The 16,499-nt window shown below is 67.9% G+C and carries 16 protein-coding genes and 1 riboswitch; of the genes, 12 read left to right on the plus strand and 4 right to left on the minus strand.

Annotation, left to right across the window (positions count from 1 at the left end):
* Positions 1 to 103 precede the first annotated feature (103 nt).
* The 4 genes from AC1MB9_RS00325 to AC1MB9_RS00340 are packed head-to-tail and all read left to right on the plus strand — an operon-like array spanning position 104 to position 3,750.
* Positions 104 to 988: an ABC transporter permease gene (locus tag AC1MB9_RS00325; protein WP_479963078.1), complete on the plus strand. Its 885-nt coding sequence runs from the start codon at positions 104 to 106 to the stop codon at positions 986 to 988.
* A complete protein-coding gene (locus tag AC1MB9_RS00330; protein ID WP_479964677.1) occupies positions 988 to 2,010 on the plus strand; it encodes an ABC transporter ATP-binding protein in 1,023 nt (340 codons plus the stop codon). The genes AC1MB9_RS00325 and AC1MB9_RS00330 overlap by 1 nt, the downstream gene beginning before the upstream one ends.
* Complete coding sequence (locus tag AC1MB9_RS00335; protein ID WP_479963079.1) at positions 2,003 to 3,031, plus strand: ABC transporter ATP-binding protein; 1,029 nt, start codon at positions 2,003 to 2,005, stop codon at positions 3,029 to 3,031. The genes AC1MB9_RS00330 and AC1MB9_RS00335 overlap by 8 nt, the downstream gene beginning before the upstream one ends.
* A complete protein-coding gene (locus AC1MB9_RS00340; protein ID WP_479963080.1) occupies positions 3,028 to 3,750 on the plus strand; it encodes a sulfite exporter TauE/SafE family protein in 723 nt (240 codons plus the stop codon). Before AC1MB9_RS00335 ends, AC1MB9_RS00340 begins: the two co-directional genes overlap by 4 nt.
* Before the next feature lie 19 nt (positions 3,751 to 3,769).
* On the opposite strand, the gene AC1MB9_RS00345 is transcribed toward AC1MB9_RS00340, so the two are convergent.
* From AC1MB9_RS00345 to AC1MB9_RS00360, 4 genes are all read right to left on the minus strand, one after another.
* Positions 3,770 to 4,762 carry a 2-hydroxyacid dehydrogenase gene (locus AC1MB9_RS00345; RefSeq protein WP_479963081.1) on the minus strand — a complete coding sequence of 331 codons (993 nt, stop codon included), beginning with the start codon at positions 4,760 to 4,762 and terminating at the stop codon, positions 3,770 to 3,772.
* On the minus strand, positions 4,759 to 6,051 hold the full coding sequence (locus AC1MB9_RS00350) for a glucarate dehydratase family protein (RefSeq protein WP_479963082.1): 1,293 nt from the start codon (positions 6,049 to 6,051) through the stop codon (positions 4,759 to 4,761). The genes AC1MB9_RS00345 and AC1MB9_RS00350 overlap by 4 nt, the downstream gene beginning before the upstream one ends.
* Positions 6,052 to 6,108: 57 nt before the next feature.
* The gene (locus AC1MB9_RS00355) at positions 6,109 to 6,909 is read right to left on the minus strand and encodes an IclR family transcriptional regulator (protein ID WP_479963083.1); all 801 of its coding nucleotides are present in this window, start codon (positions 6,907 to 6,909) and stop codon (positions 6,109 to 6,111) included.
* Between the two features lie 95 nt (positions 6,910 to 7,004).
* The gene (locus tag AC1MB9_RS00360; RefSeq protein WP_479963084.1) at positions 7,005 to 7,931 is read right to left on the minus strand and encodes a 5-dehydro-4-deoxyglucarate dehydratase; all 927 of its coding nucleotides are present in this window, start codon (positions 7,929 to 7,931) and stop codon (positions 7,005 to 7,007) included.
* Between the two features lie 115 nt (positions 7,932 to 8,046).
* Here AC1MB9_RS00360 and AC1MB9_RS00365 point away from each other — a divergent pair, with 115 nt between their 5' ends.
* From AC1MB9_RS00365 to AC1MB9_RS00400, 8 genes are all read left to right on the plus strand, one after another.
* The gene (locus AC1MB9_RS00365; RefSeq protein WP_479963085.1) at positions 8,047 to 8,985 is read left to right on the plus strand and encodes a LysR substrate-binding domain-containing protein; all 939 of its coding nucleotides are present in this window, start codon (positions 8,047 to 8,049) and stop codon (positions 8,983 to 8,985) included.
* 108 nt (positions 8,986 to 9,093) lie between these two features.
* The gene (locus AC1MB9_RS00370) at positions 9,094 to 10,725 is read left to right on the plus strand and encodes an aldehyde dehydrogenase (NADP(+)) (RefSeq protein ID WP_479963086.1); all 1,632 of its coding nucleotides are present in this window, start codon (positions 9,094 to 9,096) and stop codon (positions 10,723 to 10,725) included.
* Between the two features lie 7 nt (positions 10,726 to 10,732).
* Entirely contained in the window at positions 10,733 to 12,064 is a 1,332-nt protein-coding gene (locus tag AC1MB9_RS00375; protein ID WP_479963087.1) for an enolase C-terminal domain-like protein, read from the plus strand.
* Positions 12,065 to 12,114: 50 nt separating this feature from the next.
* Positions 12,115 to 12,212, plus strand: a riboswitch (TPP riboswitch).
* The gene (gene thiM / locus AC1MB9_RS00380) at positions 12,204 to 13,016 is read left to right on the plus strand and encodes a hydroxyethylthiazole kinase (RefSeq protein ID WP_479963088.1); all 813 of its coding nucleotides are present in this window, start codon (positions 12,204 to 12,206) and stop codon (positions 13,014 to 13,016) included. (Overlaps the previous riboswitch by 9 nt.)
* Positions 13,013 to 13,678 carry a thiamine phosphate synthase gene (thiE, locus tag AC1MB9_RS00385; protein ID WP_479963089.1) on the plus strand — a complete coding sequence of 222 codons (666 nt, stop codon included), beginning with the start codon at positions 13,013 to 13,015 and terminating at the stop codon, positions 13,676 to 13,678. The genes thiM and thiE overlap by 4 nt, the downstream gene beginning before the upstream one ends.
* On the plus strand, positions 13,675 to 14,616 hold the full coding sequence (gene thiD, locus AC1MB9_RS00390) for a bifunctional hydroxymethylpyrimidine kinase/phosphomethylpyrimidine kinase (RefSeq protein WP_479963090.1): 942 nt from the start codon (positions 13,675 to 13,677) through the stop codon (positions 14,614 to 14,616). Before thiE ends, thiD begins: the two co-directional genes overlap by 4 nt.
* 43 nt (positions 14,617 to 14,659) lie before the next feature.
* The gene (locus tag AC1MB9_RS00395; protein ID WP_479963091.1) at positions 14,660 to 15,670 is read left to right on the plus strand and encodes an ATP-binding cassette domain-containing protein; all 1,011 of its coding nucleotides are present in this window, start codon (positions 14,660 to 14,662) and stop codon (positions 15,668 to 15,670) included.
* Complete coding sequence (locus tag AC1MB9_RS00400; protein ID WP_479963092.1) at positions 15,667 to 16,491, plus strand: ABC transporter permease; 825 nt, start codon at positions 15,667 to 15,669, stop codon at positions 16,489 to 16,491. Before AC1MB9_RS00395 ends, AC1MB9_RS00400 begins: the two co-directional genes overlap by 4 nt.
* Positions 16,492 to 16,499 lie beyond the last annotated feature (8 nt).

Genomic DNA, 16,499 nt, shown 5'->3' on the forward strand with positions numbered 1-16,499 from the left:
GAAGCTGCCCCTGGGTGGGCGTGCGGTGGCTCCTCCGGGCACGGAGGCGATCGCGCTGCCGCGTAGTGAGAGCGTCGCCGATAAGAAGGTCAGCCTGTTTCGGTTGCTGCTCAAGGACCGGTTTGCGAGTGTCGCGGCCGTGGTGCTGGTGATGGTGGGGTTGACGGCGGTGTTCGGTCCGACGTTGATGGGTGACCTGTCGACGCGGCAGGATTTGGGGGCGACGAACCGACCGCCGTTCAGCTTCTCGGACGGGTGGGCATTCATCCTGGGCAGTGATTCGCTGGGCCGCAGCATGTTGGCGCGGTTGGTGGTGGCCGCGCAGACGACGTTGTCGGTGGCCCTGCCGGCGGTGGGGATTTCCCTGGTGATCGGATCCCTGTGGGGGGTGTGGGCCGGGTATCACCGGGGGTGGCGTGAGACGGCGTCGATGCGCGTCGCCGACGTGATCATGAGTTTCCCGTCGCTGCTGCTCGCGGTGGTGATTCTGTACGTGTTTTCGCCCAGCGCCGCCAACATCGTGTTGATCCTCGCGGTGACGCGGATTCCGATCTATCTGCGCACGGCCCGTGCGGAATCGGCGGAGCTGCAGAGCCGCACCTTCGTTGATGCGGCCCGCACGTTCGGCGCCCGGCCCAATGCGATCATCCGCCGGCATGTGATCCCGGTGGTGTTGCCGACCCTGCTGACGTTGGCGACGATTGAGTTCTGCTACGTGATGCTCGCCGAATCGTCGTTGAGTTTCCTGGGGATCGGTATTCAGCCACCCGACGTGAGTTGGGGGTTGATGGTTGCCCAGGGTCGGCAGTATTTGCAGACCGCCTGGTGGCTCTCGTTCTTCCCGGGCCTGGCGATCATGATCACCACGGTCGCGGCGAATGTGCTCGCGGCGTGGTTGCGGATCGCGACCGACCCGGCCCAGCGGTGGCGCCTCACGTTGCCGCGTAAGCGTCTGATTTCTCGTCTTCCCGTGAAGGAGGTGCTGTGATGAAATCAGCAACCGTAACTGTCCCGCGTGCGTCGATGATCGACGACGACGTCGTGCTCACCGTCACCGGGTTGAATGTGGATCTGCGCACCCCGAAAGGTGTATTGCGGGCGGTGAACAATGTCAGCTTCGAGGCGTTGTCCGGCCGCACCCTCGCCCTGCTCGGTGAGTCGGGGTGCGGGAAGTCGATGACGGCCAAGGCCGTCGCCGGGTTGCTGGATCCGGTCGCTGATCTGGCCGGCGGCACGGTGGTGCTCGGCGGCACCGACTTGGCTGCTTTGACGGCGAAGGAACGCCTCGCCTATGCCGGTCCGGAGCTGGGGATCGTGTTTCAGGATGCCCTCACCGCGTTAAACCCGGTGTATACCGTGGGAACGCAGTTGGGGGAGGCGTTTCGGATTCATGAGGGCCTGTCGAAGAAGGCCGCGAAGGTGAAAGCGATCGAGCTGATGGGCCGGGTGGGGATTCCCGAGCCGGAGTCGCGGGTGGATTCGTTTCCGCACCAGTTTTCCGGCGGGATGCGCCAACGCATTCTCATCGCGATGGCCGTGGCATTGAACCCGCGGTTGCTGATCGCCGACGAACCCACGACGGCCCTGGATGTGACGGTGCAAGCGCAGATCATGAAGCTGCTGCGGGATCTGCGCACCGACAGTCACATGGCGGTGGTGCTGATCACCCACGACCTTGCCCTGGTCGCCGAGGAAGCGGACACCGTCGCGGTGATGTATGCCGGCAACGTCGTGGAGACCGGGCCGGTGAAAGAGGTGTTCGGGGCCCCGCACCACCCCTACACGCGGGGACTGCTCGACTCCGTTCCCGCCGACGTCGGCCGCGGGCAGGACCTCACGTCCATCGCGGGTTCGCCGCCGGAATTGCACCGCATTCCCGACGGCTGCGTGTATCAGTCCCGCTGCCCGCTCGTGCAGGACATTTGCCGCGCGGTGCGCCCGTCGCTGGAACCGGACGGCGCGCAGCGCGCCGTCGCCTGCCACTTCTCTGAGGAGCTCGCCCATGTCTGAGACCACCCCGCCCGTCCCCCTGTTGGACGTGCATGACCTGACCAAGAACTTCCATGTGCCCGGCCGCGGCAACAACGTGCTCTGCGCCCTGGACAAAATCACCCTGCAGGTCGGCCGCGGCGAAACGCTGGGACTCGTCGGGGAATCCGGGTGCGGAAAATCGACGCTCGCCCGCACCCTGCTGATGCTCGAACGCCCCGACGGGGGCAGCATCCGTTTCGACGGTACCGACCCGTTCGCCCTCACCGGAAAAGACCTGCTGGCGTGGCGCCGACGCGTGCAAATGGTGTTCCAGGACCCGTTCGCGTCGCTGAACGCCCGCATGACCGCCGGGGAAATCATCTCGGAACCGTGGTCCACCCACACCAGCCTGTACCCGAGCAAAAAGGCCCGAGAAGGGCGGCTGCGCGAGTTGCTGGAAATCGTCGGGTTGCGGCCCAGCGACGCCGGGAAGTCGCCGCAGGAATTCTCCGGCGGTCAACGCCAACGCATCGGCATCGCCCGCGCCCTCGCCTTGGACCCCGACGTGATCGTGCTCGACGAACCCGTCTCCGCGCTGGATTTGTCCGTGCAGGCGCAGGTCCTCAACCTGCTCAACGACCTGCAGCAACGCCTTGGAGTGGCGTACATTTTCATCTCCCACGACCTGTCCGTGGTGCGGCACGTCGCCGACCGGGTCGCCGTGATGTACCTGGGCCGCATCATTGAAACCGGCAGCACCGAGCAGGTCTTCGACCGCCCCCGACACCCGTACACCGCCGCCCTGATGTCGGCATCACCGCGCCTGGACGTCAGCGGCACCACACCCCGGAACCGCATCGTGCTCGAAGGCGAAATGCCCTCCCCGCTCGACCCGCCGTCGGGCTGCCGTTTTCGCACCCGCTGCTGGAAAGCACAAGACATCTGCGCCACCGACGCACCCCCCGCCACCGCCTCGACCGACGAACCCCAACACATCGCCGAATGCCACTTCCCGATGCTCCCGATCCCTGTGACGGACTTGTTCGCCCGCAGATCGTGAGCGTACTGGAGATCAGCATCATCGCCGTCGCCGTCATTGCGGCGTCGGCGCTTCAGGCCTCGATCGGATTCGGCATGGGGATGCTGGCCGCCCCGGTGATCGGCCTCATCGATCCCGCCCTGCTGCCGGGCACCATCATCATCCTCGCCGTCGTCATTACCGCGATCGGCGCCGTGCGCGAACGCGCCCACCTGGATCTGCGGGGCGCAGGCTGGGCGCTGATCGGGCGCGTTCCGGGCAGCCTCGTGGGCGCGTGGCTCGTGGTCGTGCTTCCGCCCGGCGGCCTCGCCTGGGCGGTTGCGGTCGTCGTCCTGGCCGGCGTGATCGCGACCTTCACCGGCTGGGCCCCGGTACCGGGGCGCCTCACACTCATGACGGCCGGTGCCGCCTCGGGACTGATGGGTACGGCCACCTCGATCGGTGGCGCGCCGATGGCACTCATCTGGCAACGTTCACAGGGTGCGCGGCTGCGCGGCACGATGAGCGCGTTCTTTCTGGTGGGTTCGACGATCTCCCTCGTGGCGCTCTCGGTGCTCGGCGCGGTGAGCAGGAACACCCTGCAGCTGGCGGCGTGGATGATCCCCGCGGTTCTGCTCGGCTACCTGCTCTCCCGCTACGCCAACCGGTTGCTCGACCACCGCCGGCTGCGCCTCACCGCGCTCACCGCGTCCGCCGTCGGCGCGCTGGTCCTGATAGCGGCCCAGATCTTTCCGCAGTGAGCTCGGCGGGGCCGGTCGCTCAGTGCACGACGTTGACGAGCGGGTGGCCTTCCGCGAGATTCTGCACGTTGGCGGCGATGTCCGCGGCGCGCAGCTCGAAGGTCTGTCGTGCATGTCCCGAATAGTGCGGCGTGAGCACGACGGTATCGAAACCGGCGAAGCGGGCCACCGCGGGCGGAGGAGCGCCATCGGCGTCCGGGGCGCCCCACCAGACGTCGAGGCCGGCGCCCGCGATCCGTTCCTCGACAAGCGCCGCGTAGAGCGCGTCTTCGTCGACGACGGGTCCCCGGGCGACATTGATCAGGATGCTCGAGGCCGGCATCAGGCGCAGCGCATCGGAATCGATCACGCCGCGCGTTCGGTCGCTCAGCGGCACGGTGACGACCAGCACGTCTGAGGTTGCCAGCACGTGAGGCAATTCATCGAGGCCGCCCACCCAGTGCAGCGGAAGGTCGTCGGGTACCGCGCCGTGCGGGTTATTGCGCACGGCCTGCACGCGCATTCCCAGGCCCAGAGCCAGGCGCGCCACCTCCCGACCGATTCCCCCGAACCCGAGCAGCCCGAGGGTTCGCCCGCGGAGGGACCCGTGGAACGGAACGGTGGGATCGTTGGCGACCGTGCGCCACACTCCCGCCCGCATCTGTCGGTCCACCGCGATCACGCGCCGTGAGAGCATGAGCGCGACCATGACGACGTGCTCGGCAATCGGCTCACCGTGGTGGAAGGTGTTGGCCACGCGCGTCTGGGCGGCGAGCGCCGCGAGCGGAATCTTGTCGAAGCCGGCACCCGTCACGTGCACGAGGCGCAGGCGGCGACCGGCGGCCGCCAGGGAAGGCGTCATCGAGGAGCAGACCAGCACATCCGTGTCGGGAATGGCCTGCAGCACCTGTTCCGGCGACCACGTGTTCGCGAGTGTGTACAGGTTGTGGGGATCGTTCGCGGTGAGCACGTCAATGAATCGGCTCATGATGCCGTCGGTGACGAGCACCCGCAGGGGTGCGGGGGCGCTCACCAGCGTGGGCTGAGCAGTTCGTAATCCGGCTGGATGCGCTGCATGTACCCGGTGTCGTCCCGGTTGCGCAGCCCGCACTTCAGGTACTGTTCGTGCAGGCGCGCGAGGGCGTCGCGGTCCAGTTCCACGCCGAGGCCGGGTGTGGTCGGAACAGCCACCGAACCGCCCGCGAACGAGACCACGCCGGGAACGATGACGTCCTGATCCGTGTCCTTCCACGGCCAGTGTGTGTCGCAGGCGTAGCCGAGGTTGGGGGTGGCCGCGGCGAGGTGCACCATGGCGGCGAGGCTGATGCCGAGGTGTGAGTTGGAGTGCATGGAAAGTCCGAGCCCGAACGTTTCGGTGATGCCGGCGAGAGCCTGGGAGCGGCGCAGCCCTCCCCAGAAATGGTGATCGGAGAGGATCACGTCCACGGCGCCGGCGCGCACAGCGGGGGCGACATCGTCAAAGCTGACCACGCACATGTTCGTGGCGAGAGGCATCGGCACCTCCCGACGCACCTGAGCCATCCCGGCGATCCCCGGCGTGGGGTCTTCGAGGTACTCGAGCACGCCCTCAAGCTCCCGCCCGACCTTGATGGACGTCTTGACCGTCCACGCCCCGTTGGGGTCGAGGCGCAGCGGATGCGCCGGGAATGCCCGGCGCAACCCCAGGATGGCGTCGATTTCCTCCTCGGGGGTGAAAACGCCGCCCTTCAGCTTGAGGGCCGTGAAGCCGTAGTCGGCCACCATTCGAGTGGCTTGGGCCACGATGCCGGCGGTGTCGATGGCGGCGCCCCAGGAGTCCTCCTCCTGGCCGGGGTGCCCCGCCCACTTATAGAACAGATAGCCGCTGAATGCCACCTCGGAGCGCACCGCGCCCCCGAGCAGGTCGCTCACGGGCCGGCCGATGACCTTGCCCTGTATGTCCAGGGCGGCGACGTCGAAGGGCGAGAGCACGCGGTCGGGCGTGCTTGAGCCGGTGACCATGCCGCTCATGCCGTGTCCGCCGACCGTCGTGTCGCCGCGCAGGGCTCCCACGATACGACGGCGCATCTCCCCGATGTTGAACACATCAACCCCGACGAGCTCGCGGGCTACCAGACGGAGGCGGGCCAGGTGCGGGGCGTCGCCGTAGGTTTCGCCCACGCCGAGGTAGCCGGAGTCGGTTTCGATTTCGACGATAGCGCGCAGGGCAAACGTTTCGTGCACACCGACGGTGTTCAGCAGCGGCAGATCACGAAAGGCGACGGGGGTGATCGTGATGGTCTTCACGAGGTGGCGTTCAGAAATCAGGGTGCGGCTGTTCACGGCGAGAGTGCTCCTTGTTGATGGTGGCTCCCGGCGCAGCTGGTTCGAGCTCCGGGTTCAGATCCAGGCGGCGTCCTTGAGAGGACGCACAATGCTGCAGATTTTCTGCCCGGCAAGCCGCAGGGCGGAGGTTATGTCCGCCTCACGGTCGGCGGTGAGGCGGTCGAGGGGGATAGAAACACTGATCGCGTCGGAGGTCGGGTCGGCGTAGGGAAGCGCCACCGCGAAGCAGCGCAAACCGGGGGTGTTCTCCTCGTTGTCGATCGCGAAGCCGCGGGCCGCGGTGTGGGCGAGGTCGGCGTCGAGGTCGACGCGTTCCACCAGGGTGGTCGGCGTCAGCGCGAGCAAATCGACGGGGAGGTGCCCCTCACGTTCCGCGCCACCGCGCTGGGCCAGCACGGCCTTACCGAGCGACGTGGCGTAGGCCGGCAGGCGCCGGCCCACACGGCTGTACGACCGGGCGTATTGGCTGGACTCGCGGGTAGCGAGATAGACGATGTCGAAACCGTCGAGCCGACCGAAATGAAAGGTCTCGTCGAACTGCTCGTGCAGTTCGTCCAGGTAGGTCCGCACGATCGGGAGGTACGGGTCGGCATCGAGATAGCTCGTGCCGGCCAACAGCGCCCGGATCCCGATGATGTACATCGAACCGGAGCTGTCGCCGCGCACCCAGCCGCGCTTGGCGAGCGTGCGCAGCAGCGCGTGCAGACTGCTGCGCGGCACGTTCATCGCCTCGCTCAATTCACGGATGCTGGTGGGACGGTTGTGCCGACCTGCAAGCAACTCGAGAAGTTCGACCGTGCGGGATGCGGACTTGACGTCGCGCACCCCGGTCGCCGCGTCCGATGAAAGCGACATTTCCAACTCCTTCGTTGACCCCAATGTGCTGGCGAGCCTAGTCGAGCACCCGGGCTCCGTCTACATGGGTGGACAGCGGCTTCAGGTGTGACAGATCACACGAGGACCTCCCGGGTGGCGAGTACCGCGCGTCCGGCGGCGAGGATGCGAGCGAGTGCCTGCACGTGCTCGGGGGATGCATCCCGCAGCGGCGGACGCACAAGACCGGCGTCGATGCCGCCGAGCGCGGCGCCGGCCTTGACCAGGGCGACCGCGTAACCGGGAATCAGATCGCGCAAGGCCACCAGCGGGTGGAAGAACTCTCGGTTGAGCGCCGCGGTGAGCGTGTGGTCACCCGCCTGGAGGGCATCGTAAAACGCGACGGACAGCTCGGGGGCAAAGGCGAAGGTCGCGGAGGAATAGAGCTCAACGCCGATCGCCCGATACGCTGCCTGCGAGGCCTCGGCCGTGGGCAATCCGTTGAAGAACTGGAACTCCTTACCGGCGGCGGTCGTGGCATCCGTCACGGCTCGCACGATGCGGGACATGAGGTCCAGATCGCCGACGCCGTCTTTGAAGCCGACGACGGTGGGCACGGTGGAGACCTCGACGGCGCTGGGCACCGTGAACTGGGCATTACCGCGGTGGTAAACGATGATCGGCAGGTCCGTTTCGGCGGCGACAGCGCGCACATAGGCGAGGAGTCCGTCAATCGGGCTGCCCACCAGGTATGGCGGCAGCAGTAGCAGCCCGTCGGCCCCCGCTGCCTTGGCCTCCCGCGCCATCAGCTTGGCGACCGCGACCGGACCGCCGGCGCCGGCGAACACGGGAGTCCGCCCGTTCGTCGTCATCACGGCGGTGCGCACGATCTCGGCGTACTCATCCACGGCGAGCGCATGGAACTCGCCGGTTCCGCAGGCGATGAAGATGCCACCGGGAGCGAAGCCGATGCCGTGTTCGAGGTGGGCACGCAGCGCCACATGATTGACCGTGTCATCCCCGTGGAATGGCGTGATGGGAAAAAACAGTATGCCGTCGAGCACTGGATGACTCCTTATGGTCGGCTGCCGATTCGCAGCGGGTCTGTCGAAAACGATAAAGTGCAATCGATTCAACTCCAAGCTAAAATCTGGACAGACTGATACAAGGAGTAGATCGATGTTTTCATTGGTGCAGTTGGAATGCTTCATCGCGGTCGCCGAAGAGCTGCACTTCGGTGCGGCCGCCGAGCGACTCCGCATCACCCAGCCCCCGCTGAGCCGGCAGATCCAGATGCTCGAACGCGAAATGGGCACCCTGCTGTTTCACCGCACAAGCAGGCGGGTAGAAATGACGGCGGCCGGCCGGTCGCTTCTGCCGAGCGCCCGCCGTGTGCTCGACCTTGCCGCCAAGATGGCCGTGGATGTGCGCCGGGTCGCCTCCGGTGCGGCCGGGACGTTGACGGTGGCCTACACGGCCATGGCGGCGCAGAGCGCCCTGCCCCTGCTGCTGCGCCGGGCCGCCGAACACATGCCGGACGTGAGCCTCACCTTGCGCGAACTTGTCACGACAGACCAGATGGACGAGCTGGTCAAGGGCACCGTTGACCTCGGACTCCTTCGCCCGCTCGTGGCCCGTCCCGGGATCCTAACCCGGCAAATCATGTCGGAACGAATGGTCGCCGCCCTGCCCGCCGACGGTCGCCTGGCCCAAAAGACCGGACCGGTTTCTCTGTTGGAACTCGACCGTGAGCGACTCCTGATGTATTCGCCGACGGAGGCTCGATATTTCCACGATCTGCTGTTGCGCCTGTTTGCCGCCAGCGGCAGTCAGCCGGTCGTCATCCAGTACGCCAGTCAGGTACCCGCTCTTCTCGCCCTGGTGCAGGCCGGCCTCGGCCTCACGCTCGTTCCGGCGTCGGCCCAGCACTTCGCGCCGCGGGGCGTCGTGTTCCGCGACCTCGATTCCCGCTCGCCCGCCGACAGTCTCAACAGTGTGCATCTGGACGTGGCCTGGGGCGCGGACAGCGCCAACCCCGCGGTGCAACGGGCGCTCGAGATACTCGCGCTGCCGGACACGGACCTCGATTCCGGGTTGGATCTGCCGCCCACCTCGTAAAATCATGCGCTTCGGGTATCAATGTATGCGGATTTCGGCTTGGATGCGTATCGATTCGTTCCTAGGCTGGAGACCTGCAGCCTCACCACGATCCCGAAGGAGTGCTTCATGACAGCGCCCACCACCCAGCCGGACACCCTCGCCATGACCGACGCCGCCGAGCACCTCACCGGCGCCTCCATCGTCGGTGGGAAGGCCGTATCTGGAACACAGGGGACCATCGCCGGCGTGAACCCGGTCACCGGCAGCACCCTCACGCCCAGCTATGGGCTGGTCGGTGTCGCTGACGTGGACCGTGCCGCCGAACTTGCCTGGGACGCCTTCGCGAGTTACCGCAAGACCAGCCCCGAGACGCGCGCCGCGTTCCTGGAGACGGCTGCCGACAATATCGCCGCCCTCGGCTCCACGCTCACCGACCAGGTCATCGCCGAAACCGGCCTGCCTCGCGCCCGAGTCGTCGGCGAGACGGCCCGCACCGTCGGGCAGCTGCGGCTGTTCGCGGCGGTGCTTCGCGAGGGAAACTTCCACGGTGCGCGTCTCGATGCCGCGCAGCCTGATCGGGCGCCGCTGCCGCGCCCGGACATCCGCCTGCGCAGAATCTCCGTGGGCCCGGTCGCCGTCTTCGGCGCGAGCAATTTTCCGCTGGCCTTCTCCGTGGCCGGCGGTGACACCGCTTCGGCGCTGGCCGCCGGTTCCCCGGTCATCGTCAAGGCGCACAGCGCCCACCCGGGAACCTCCGAGCTCGTGGGCCGGGCCATCGCCGACGCCGTCGCGACCCACGGTTTGCATCCGGGTGTTTTCGCGCTGCTGTTCGGCGGCGGGGCCACGGTGGGCATTGCCCTGGTGACGCATCCGCGGATCAAGGCCGTGGGCTTCACCGGCTCGCGGAGCGGGGGCCTGGCCCTCGTGGAAGCGGCGGCCAACCGTGCCGAGCCTATCCCGGTCTATGCCGAGATGAGCAGTATCAACCCCGTCTTCGTGCTGCCCGGTGCTCTTGCCGGCAACGCCGCCGGCCTCGGCCGGGCATGGGTCGCCTCCCTCAGTACCGGCACCGGCCAGCTGTGCACCAGCCCCGGACTCGTCTTCGTGCCCGAGGGCCCGCACGCCCAGGACTTCATCGCGGCCGCCGCGGCCGCCGTTGCGGAGTCGAGCGGTACACCCATGCTCAGTGCCGGCATCCAGGGCGCCTTCACGCGCGGTGCCGCGGTCTTCAGCGCGCACGACGGCGTGCGAAATGTGGCCAGTGGCCGGCCCGATGACGACATTTCCGTGTGCGGGGTCCCGCAGATCTTCGCGACCGATTCCGCTACCTTCACGGCCGACCCCGCGCTGCAGGCCGAAGTCTTCGGTCCGGCGAGCCTGGTCGTGACCGTGCGCGATGTGGAGCAGATGAGCGAGATCCTCGACCGGCTCGAAGGACAACTCACCGTCACCGTGCACTCCGATGGTGCCGAGCCGGGAACCGGGCCGCTGCTCGACGCGGCAGAACTCCGAGCGGGCCGGGTCTTGTTCAACGGATGGCCCACCGGGGTCGAGGTCGTGCACGCGATGGTGCACGGTGGCCCCTTCCCGGCCACCTCGAACGCGCAGAGCACCTCGGTCGGGACCCTGGCCATCGACCGGTTCCTGCGCCCGGTGAGCTACCAGAATGTGCCGGCAGCCCTGTTGCCGGACGAACTCGCCGACGCCAACCCGCGGGATATCTGGCGCGAGGTCGACGGCCACCTGGGCCGGGAATGACACGCTCATGAGTGCCGCTCCGATCATCGAAACGATGCGGGTCGTGCCCGTCGCCGGCCGCGACAGCATGCTGCTCAACCTCAGTGGTGCGCACGCCCCTTTCTTCACACGCAACATCGTGCTGCTCACCGACAGCAACGGCAACACCGGCGTGGGCGAGGTTCCGGGCGGCGAAGCCATTCGGCAGACGCTCAACGACACCCGGGAGCTTGTCGTGGGGGCAGCACTCGGCAGCTACCTCAACACCCTCCGGGCCGTGCGGTCACGCTTCGCCGATCGTGACGCCCGCGGCCGCGGCGGGCAGACGTTCGACCTGCGCACAACCATCCACGTCGTCACGGCGCTCGAAGCCGCCCATCTCGACCTCATGGGGCAGCACCTCGGTGTTCCGGTGGCCGCGCTGCTCGGGGACGGGCAGCAGAGGCACTTCGTCGACACGCTCGGATACCTGTTCTTCGTCGGCGATTCGCAGCAAACCGACCTGCCGTACCTGCCGGCCGAGGCCGGCGCGGACGACTGGGCACGGGTGCGGCACGAGGCCGCGCTCGACCCGGAAGGCATCGTGCGCCTCGCGGAGGCCGCCTATGCCCGCTACGGGTTCAAGGACTTCAAGCTCAAGGGGGGTGTGCTCCCCGCGTGGGAGGAGGCCGAGGCCGTCACCGCGCTCGCCGCCCGGTTTCCCGAGGCCCGGGTGACTCTCGACCCGAACGGCGGTTGGCTGCTGGAACAGGCCGTCGCGGTCGGGCGGTCGCTGCGCGACGTTCTGGCGTATGCGGAAGACCCGGTCGGGGCCGAAGGCGTCTACTCCGGCAGGGAGATCATGGCCGAGTTCAAGCGCGCCACCGGGCTGGCGACCGCGACGAACATGATCGCGACGGACTGGCGGGAATTGGGACACACCATCCGTTCGAACGCCGTCGATATTCCCCTGGCCGATCCACATTTTTGGACGATGAGCGGTTCGGTGCGCGTCGCTCAGCTCTGCGACGACTGGGGGCTGCAGTGGGGGTCGCATTCGAACAACCACTTCGACGTGTCACTGGCGATGTTCACCCATGTGGCCGCGGCGGCACCCGGAACCCCGACGGCGATCGATACGCACTGGATCTGGCAGGACGGGCAGCACCTCACGGAGCAGCCCCTGCAGATTCGCAATGGGCAGATCGCGGTGCCAACGACGCCAGGACTGGGTGTCACCATCAACGAGGAGCGTCTCCAGGCGGCGCACGAGCTCTATCTCAGTCGCGGTCTCGGTGCCCGGGATGATGCGGCGGCGATGCAGTACCTGATTCCCGGCTGGCGCTTCGACCCGAAACGCCCCGCCCTCGACCGCCCGTGATCACCGAGCGCCCCGGGGTGTCACCTCGCGCAACACCCCGGTAGGCTGGGGCGCGTGACACGGGGTGCCGTCGCCTGAGACTGCTGAGAACACACCCGTTGAACCTGATCTAGTCAGAACTAGCGAAGGGATGTCGCGAGTGAACTCTCGCTTGGAGAACGACCACGCCCTGGCCACGGCCGGGCTACTCACCGATCTGCGCCGCACAGCTCCGCTCGTGCAGTGCATCACCAACGCCGTGGTCACCAATTTCACGGCCAATGCGTTGCTCGCCGTCGGCGCCTCACCCGCCATGGTGGATATCCCCGGCGAGGCGGAGCTGTTCGCTCCGATCGCATCCGGGCTGCTGATCAACCTGGGCACCCCGCATGCTGAGCAGCGTGTGGCGATGCTCGAGGCGGCCCGGGCGGCATCCGCGTCGGGTACGCCGTGGGTGCTCGACCCGGTGGCCATCGGGGCGCTGCCGGTGCGCACTGCCCTCGCCCACGACCTCGCAGCGCTCCGACCGACGATCATCCGCGGAAACCCCTCCGAGATCCTCGCGCTCGCCGGGACCGGCACCGGCGGACGCGGCGTCGACTCCACCGACGCCGCCGAGGCCGCGCTCGCCGCCGGGCATGCCCTCGCGCGTGACTTCGGGGCGATCGTGGCGATTTCGGGCGCCGTCGACCTCGTGACCGACGGCCACACGGATGTGCGGATCACCAACGGCACGCCGCTCCTGACCCGCATCACCGGTGGCGGCTGCGCCCTGGGAGCGGTCATCGCGGCGTTCGCGTCCCTCGGCCCCGATCGACTGTCGGCGACCGTGGCGGCCTGCGTGGTGTACACGATCGCCGCCGAACAGGCCGCGCTCGCGGCGCGCGGACCGGGAACCTTCGCCGTGGCGTTCCTCGACGCGCTCGCCGCGGTCACGGTCGACGACGTGCGCGAACGGGCGGTGATCGCATGAGCGGGCCACGGGCACCCCTGGCCCTGTCGACGTATCTGGTCACCGACCCGGGCCTGAGCGGGGCGCGCGGCGTGCTCGGCGTGATCGAGGCGGCCGTGGCCGGGGGAGTGTCGATCGTGCAGCTCCGCGACAAGACCGCGTCCACGCGGGAACTGTACGCGCTGCTGTTGGCCGCGTCGCGGATCACCGCGGGCCGCTGCACCCTGGTGATCGACGACCGGGTCGACGTGTACCTGGCCGCCCGAGCGGCCGGTGCCGTGGTCGACGGCGTGCACGTGGGGCAATCCGACCTGCCGGCCCACCTGGTGCGCTCACTGATCGGCCCGGGCGCCGTTCTCGGCCTCACCGCCAATCGGCCGGCCCATCTGGACGACGTGCACGCGCTGGCGCCGGGAACCGTGGACTACCTCGGGATGGGCGTCATTCGTCCCACCCTCACGCAGAAGGACCACCCGCAACCGCTCGGCGTCGCCGGATTCAAACGCCTCGCGACCACGACCACGCTGCCGTGCGTGGCGATCGGCGGCGTCGGCCTGGCGGACACCGCCGATCTGCGGGCCGCCGGGGCGGCGGGCATGGCCGTGGTGTCGGCAATCTGCGCCGCCGCCGACCCCGCAGAGACCACCCGCGCCTTCGTCGAGGCCTGGGCGGGCGCCGCATGAGCCCGCCATTGCAGCACGGTCCGCCCACCGCGGACGTAACGAGTTCCGTCACGGCGGGCGCCCGGGTGATTCCACGGGTGCTGAGCATCGCGGGCACCGACCCGACGGGCGGGGCCGGCATCCAGGCCGATCTCAAGAGCGTCTCGGCCAACGGCGGCTACGGCATGGCCGTGGTCACGGCGCTTGTGGCCCAGAACACGCGGGGGGTGCGCGCGGTGCACGTACCACCGGTGTCGTTTCTGCGTGAGCAGCTCGACGCGGTGAGCGACGACGTCGTGATCGACGCCGTGAAGATCGGCATGCTCTCCACCGTCGCCGTGATCGACGAGGTCGGCGGCTGGCTGCGTCGTACCCGACCGCCGATCGTGGTGCTCGACCCGGTGATGGTCGCCACGAGCGGCGACCGCCTGCTCGACGAACCAGCCGAAGCGGCCCTGCGCGACCTGCTCTCCCGTGCCCACATCGTGACCCCGAACCTTCCAGAGCTGGCCGTTCTCGCCGAGGCGCGCGAGGCGGCTACCTGGGCCGATGCCCTCACCCAGGCTCTCACGGTATCGGCCGCGCACCGGGTGATCGTGCTCGTGAAGGGCGGACATCTCGGCGGTGACGCCTCACCCGACGCCCTCGTCGACGCCGCCGGCTCGTTCTCGGGCGGCCGAACCGTCGTGCAGCTGGCGGCGGAGCGCGTGGCAACGAGCAACACGCACGGCACCGGCTGCTCCCTCTCGAGCGCAATCGCCACCCAACAGGTGCTGCTCGGCGACTGGGAACGCTCGCTCGCGGCCGCGAAGCACTGGGTCACCGACAGCCTGCGGCACGCCGACGCCCTGCAGGTGGGGCGCGGCAACGGTCCCATTCACCATTTCGCGGCGCTGTGGGCGGCCGCCGATGCCGTCACCACCCGCAAACCGGTTGTCAAGGCTATGCCCGTTGACTAGCATTTAATCCTCCCGTGCACCAGCAGCCAAAGGAATCCGCACCGTGATCATTGAGGCCACCGGCCTGACCAAAACCTACAAGTCGAAGAGCGGACCGGTGCACGCGCTCGCCGGGCTCGACCTCTCGGTGCCGCGCGGTACCGTCAAGGCCCTGCTCGGCCCGAACGGTGCCGGTAAGACCACCGTCGTGAAGATGCTCACCACCCTGATTCGACCGGATGTCGGCACCGCCTTCCTCGACGGAATCGACGTCGTGGCGAACCCCAAGGCCGTGCGGCGCATCATCGGCGTGTCCGGCCAGTACGCGGCCGTCGACGAGAACCTGACCGGTTTCGAAAACCTCGAAATGGTCGGACGGCTGTACCACCTCGGCGGTGCGGCGGCACGGCGCCGAGCGCAGGAACTCATCGACCTCTTCGAGCTGACCGCGGCGGGGAACCGACCGGTCAAGGGATTTTCCGGAGGCATGCGGCGTCGCATCGACCTCGCCGGAGCGCTCGTGATCAAACCGAAGGTGCTCTTTCTCGACGAACCGACGACGGGTCTTGACCCACGCAGCCGGATCGCGTTGTGGGCCGTGATCAAGAAGCTCGTCGCTGACGGCACGACAGTGCTGCTGACGACCCAATACCTGGAGGAAGCCGACCAGCTCGCCGACGACATCGTCGTGATCGACGACGGCAAGGTGATCGCCGAGGGAACGTCCGACCAGCTCAAGGCGCAGATCGGCGGACACCGGCTGGAGGTCGCACTCGTCGACGGCGGCGACAGTGGCGCGGCACGGGGCATCCTGATGCGTCACGGCGTGGGGGAGGCGACGGTGTCGACGGACGGGCGCGGCGTGGACGTGGCCGTGAACGACGGCCCGCAGGCCCTGCAAAACGTGCTCGCGGAGCTCGGGGCGGCGGGCATTGAGCTGCACGACGCCGGAATGCGTCGGCCCACCCTCGACGACGTGTTTCTCAAGCTCACCGGACACAAGGCGGATCTCAGCCAGGACGAAGACCCGGACGCCCAGGCGTCGGCCAAGACGAAGGCGGGGAAGGCCGCATGAGCACGGTGACCGAAGCGAGCTGGAACCCGCTCACGGAGTGGTACTCCGACGGGTGGACGGTGACGAAGCGCAACCTGATCAAAATCAAGCGCTCGCCTGACATGCTCGTCTTCGCCGTGATCCAGCCGATCATGTTTGTGCTGCTGTTCAGCCAGGTGTACGCCGGCGCGATCGCGGTGCAGGGCACAGACTACGTACAGTTTTTGATGGCCGGAATCTTCGCGCAGACGGTGGTCTTCGGAGCTACGTTCTCGGGCGCCGCCATGGCACTCGATCTGAAGGAAGGCATCATCGACCGGTTCCGCAGTCTGCCGATGACGCCGTCGGCGGTGCTCGTGGGCCGCACCAACGGCGACCTTGCGCTCAACACCATCTCGATGGTCATAATGATGCTCACCGGGCTCGCGGTGGGCTGGCGAGTGAACTCCACCCCGCTCGAGTTCCTGGCCGGTGTTGGCCTCTTGTTGCTCTTCGGCTACGCGTTCAGTTGGGTGATGGCGCTGCTCGGGATGAGCGTTCGCAGCCCCGAGGTGATCAACAACGCCTCGTTCCTCGTTCTCTTTCCGCTGACGTTCATCTCGAACGCGTTCGTACCGAGCGAGACCCTGCCGACGCCGTTGCGTGTGTTCGCCGAGTGGAACCCGGTGTCTTCGCTCGTGCAGGCCGTGCGGCAGCTGTTCGGCAACCTCGGTACCGCCCCGGTGCCCGACGTCTGGACGATGCAGCATCCGTTTCTCACGTCGCTCACCGGCATCACGGTGATGCTGGTCGTGTTCGTGCCGCTGTGCATCCGCAAGTTCGCATCGATCAGTTCGCGCTAGCTTTTCCG

This window comes from Cryobacterium sp. AP27 (assembly GCF_056680495.1).

What these genes read in the sequence shown, in the direction of transcription:
- AC1MB9_RS00330 (WP_479964677.1), top strand. Translation starts at nt 988, where the DNA reads ATGAAATCAGCAACCGTAACTGTCCCGCGTGCGTCGATGATCGACGAC.
- AC1MB9_RS00335 (WP_479963079.1), top strand. Translation starts at nt 2,003, where the DNA reads ATGTCTGAGACCACCCCGCCCGTCCCCCTGTTGGACGTGCATGACCTG.
- AC1MB9_RS00355 (WP_479963083.1), bottom strand. Translation starts at nt 6,909, where the DNA reads ATGTCGCTTTCATCGGACGCGGCGACCGGGGTGCGCGACGTCAAGTCC.
- AC1MB9_RS00365 (WP_479963085.1), top strand. Translation starts at nt 8,047, where the DNA reads ATGTTTTCATTGGTGCAGTTGGAATGCTTCATCGCGGTCGCCGAAGAG.
- AC1MB9_RS00370 (WP_479963086.1), top strand. Translation starts at nt 9,094, where the DNA reads ATGACAGCGCCCACCACCCAGCCGGACACCCTCGCCATGACCGACGCC.
- AC1MB9_RS00375 (WP_479963087.1), top strand. Translation starts at nt 10,733, where the DNA reads ATGAGTGCCGCTCCGATCATCGAAACGATGCGGGTCGTGCCCGTCGCC.
- thiE (WP_479963089.1), top strand. Translation starts at nt 13,013, where the DNA reads ATGAGCGGGCCACGGGCACCCCTGGCCCTGTCGACGTATCTGGTCACC.
- thiD (WP_479963090.1), top strand. Translation starts at nt 13,675, where the DNA reads ATGAGCCCGCCATTGCAGCACGGTCCGCCCACCGCGGACGTAACGAGT.
- AC1MB9_RS00400 (WP_479963092.1), top strand. Translation starts at nt 15,667, where the DNA reads ATGAGCACGGTGACCGAAGCGAGCTGGAACCCGCTCACGGAGTGGTAC.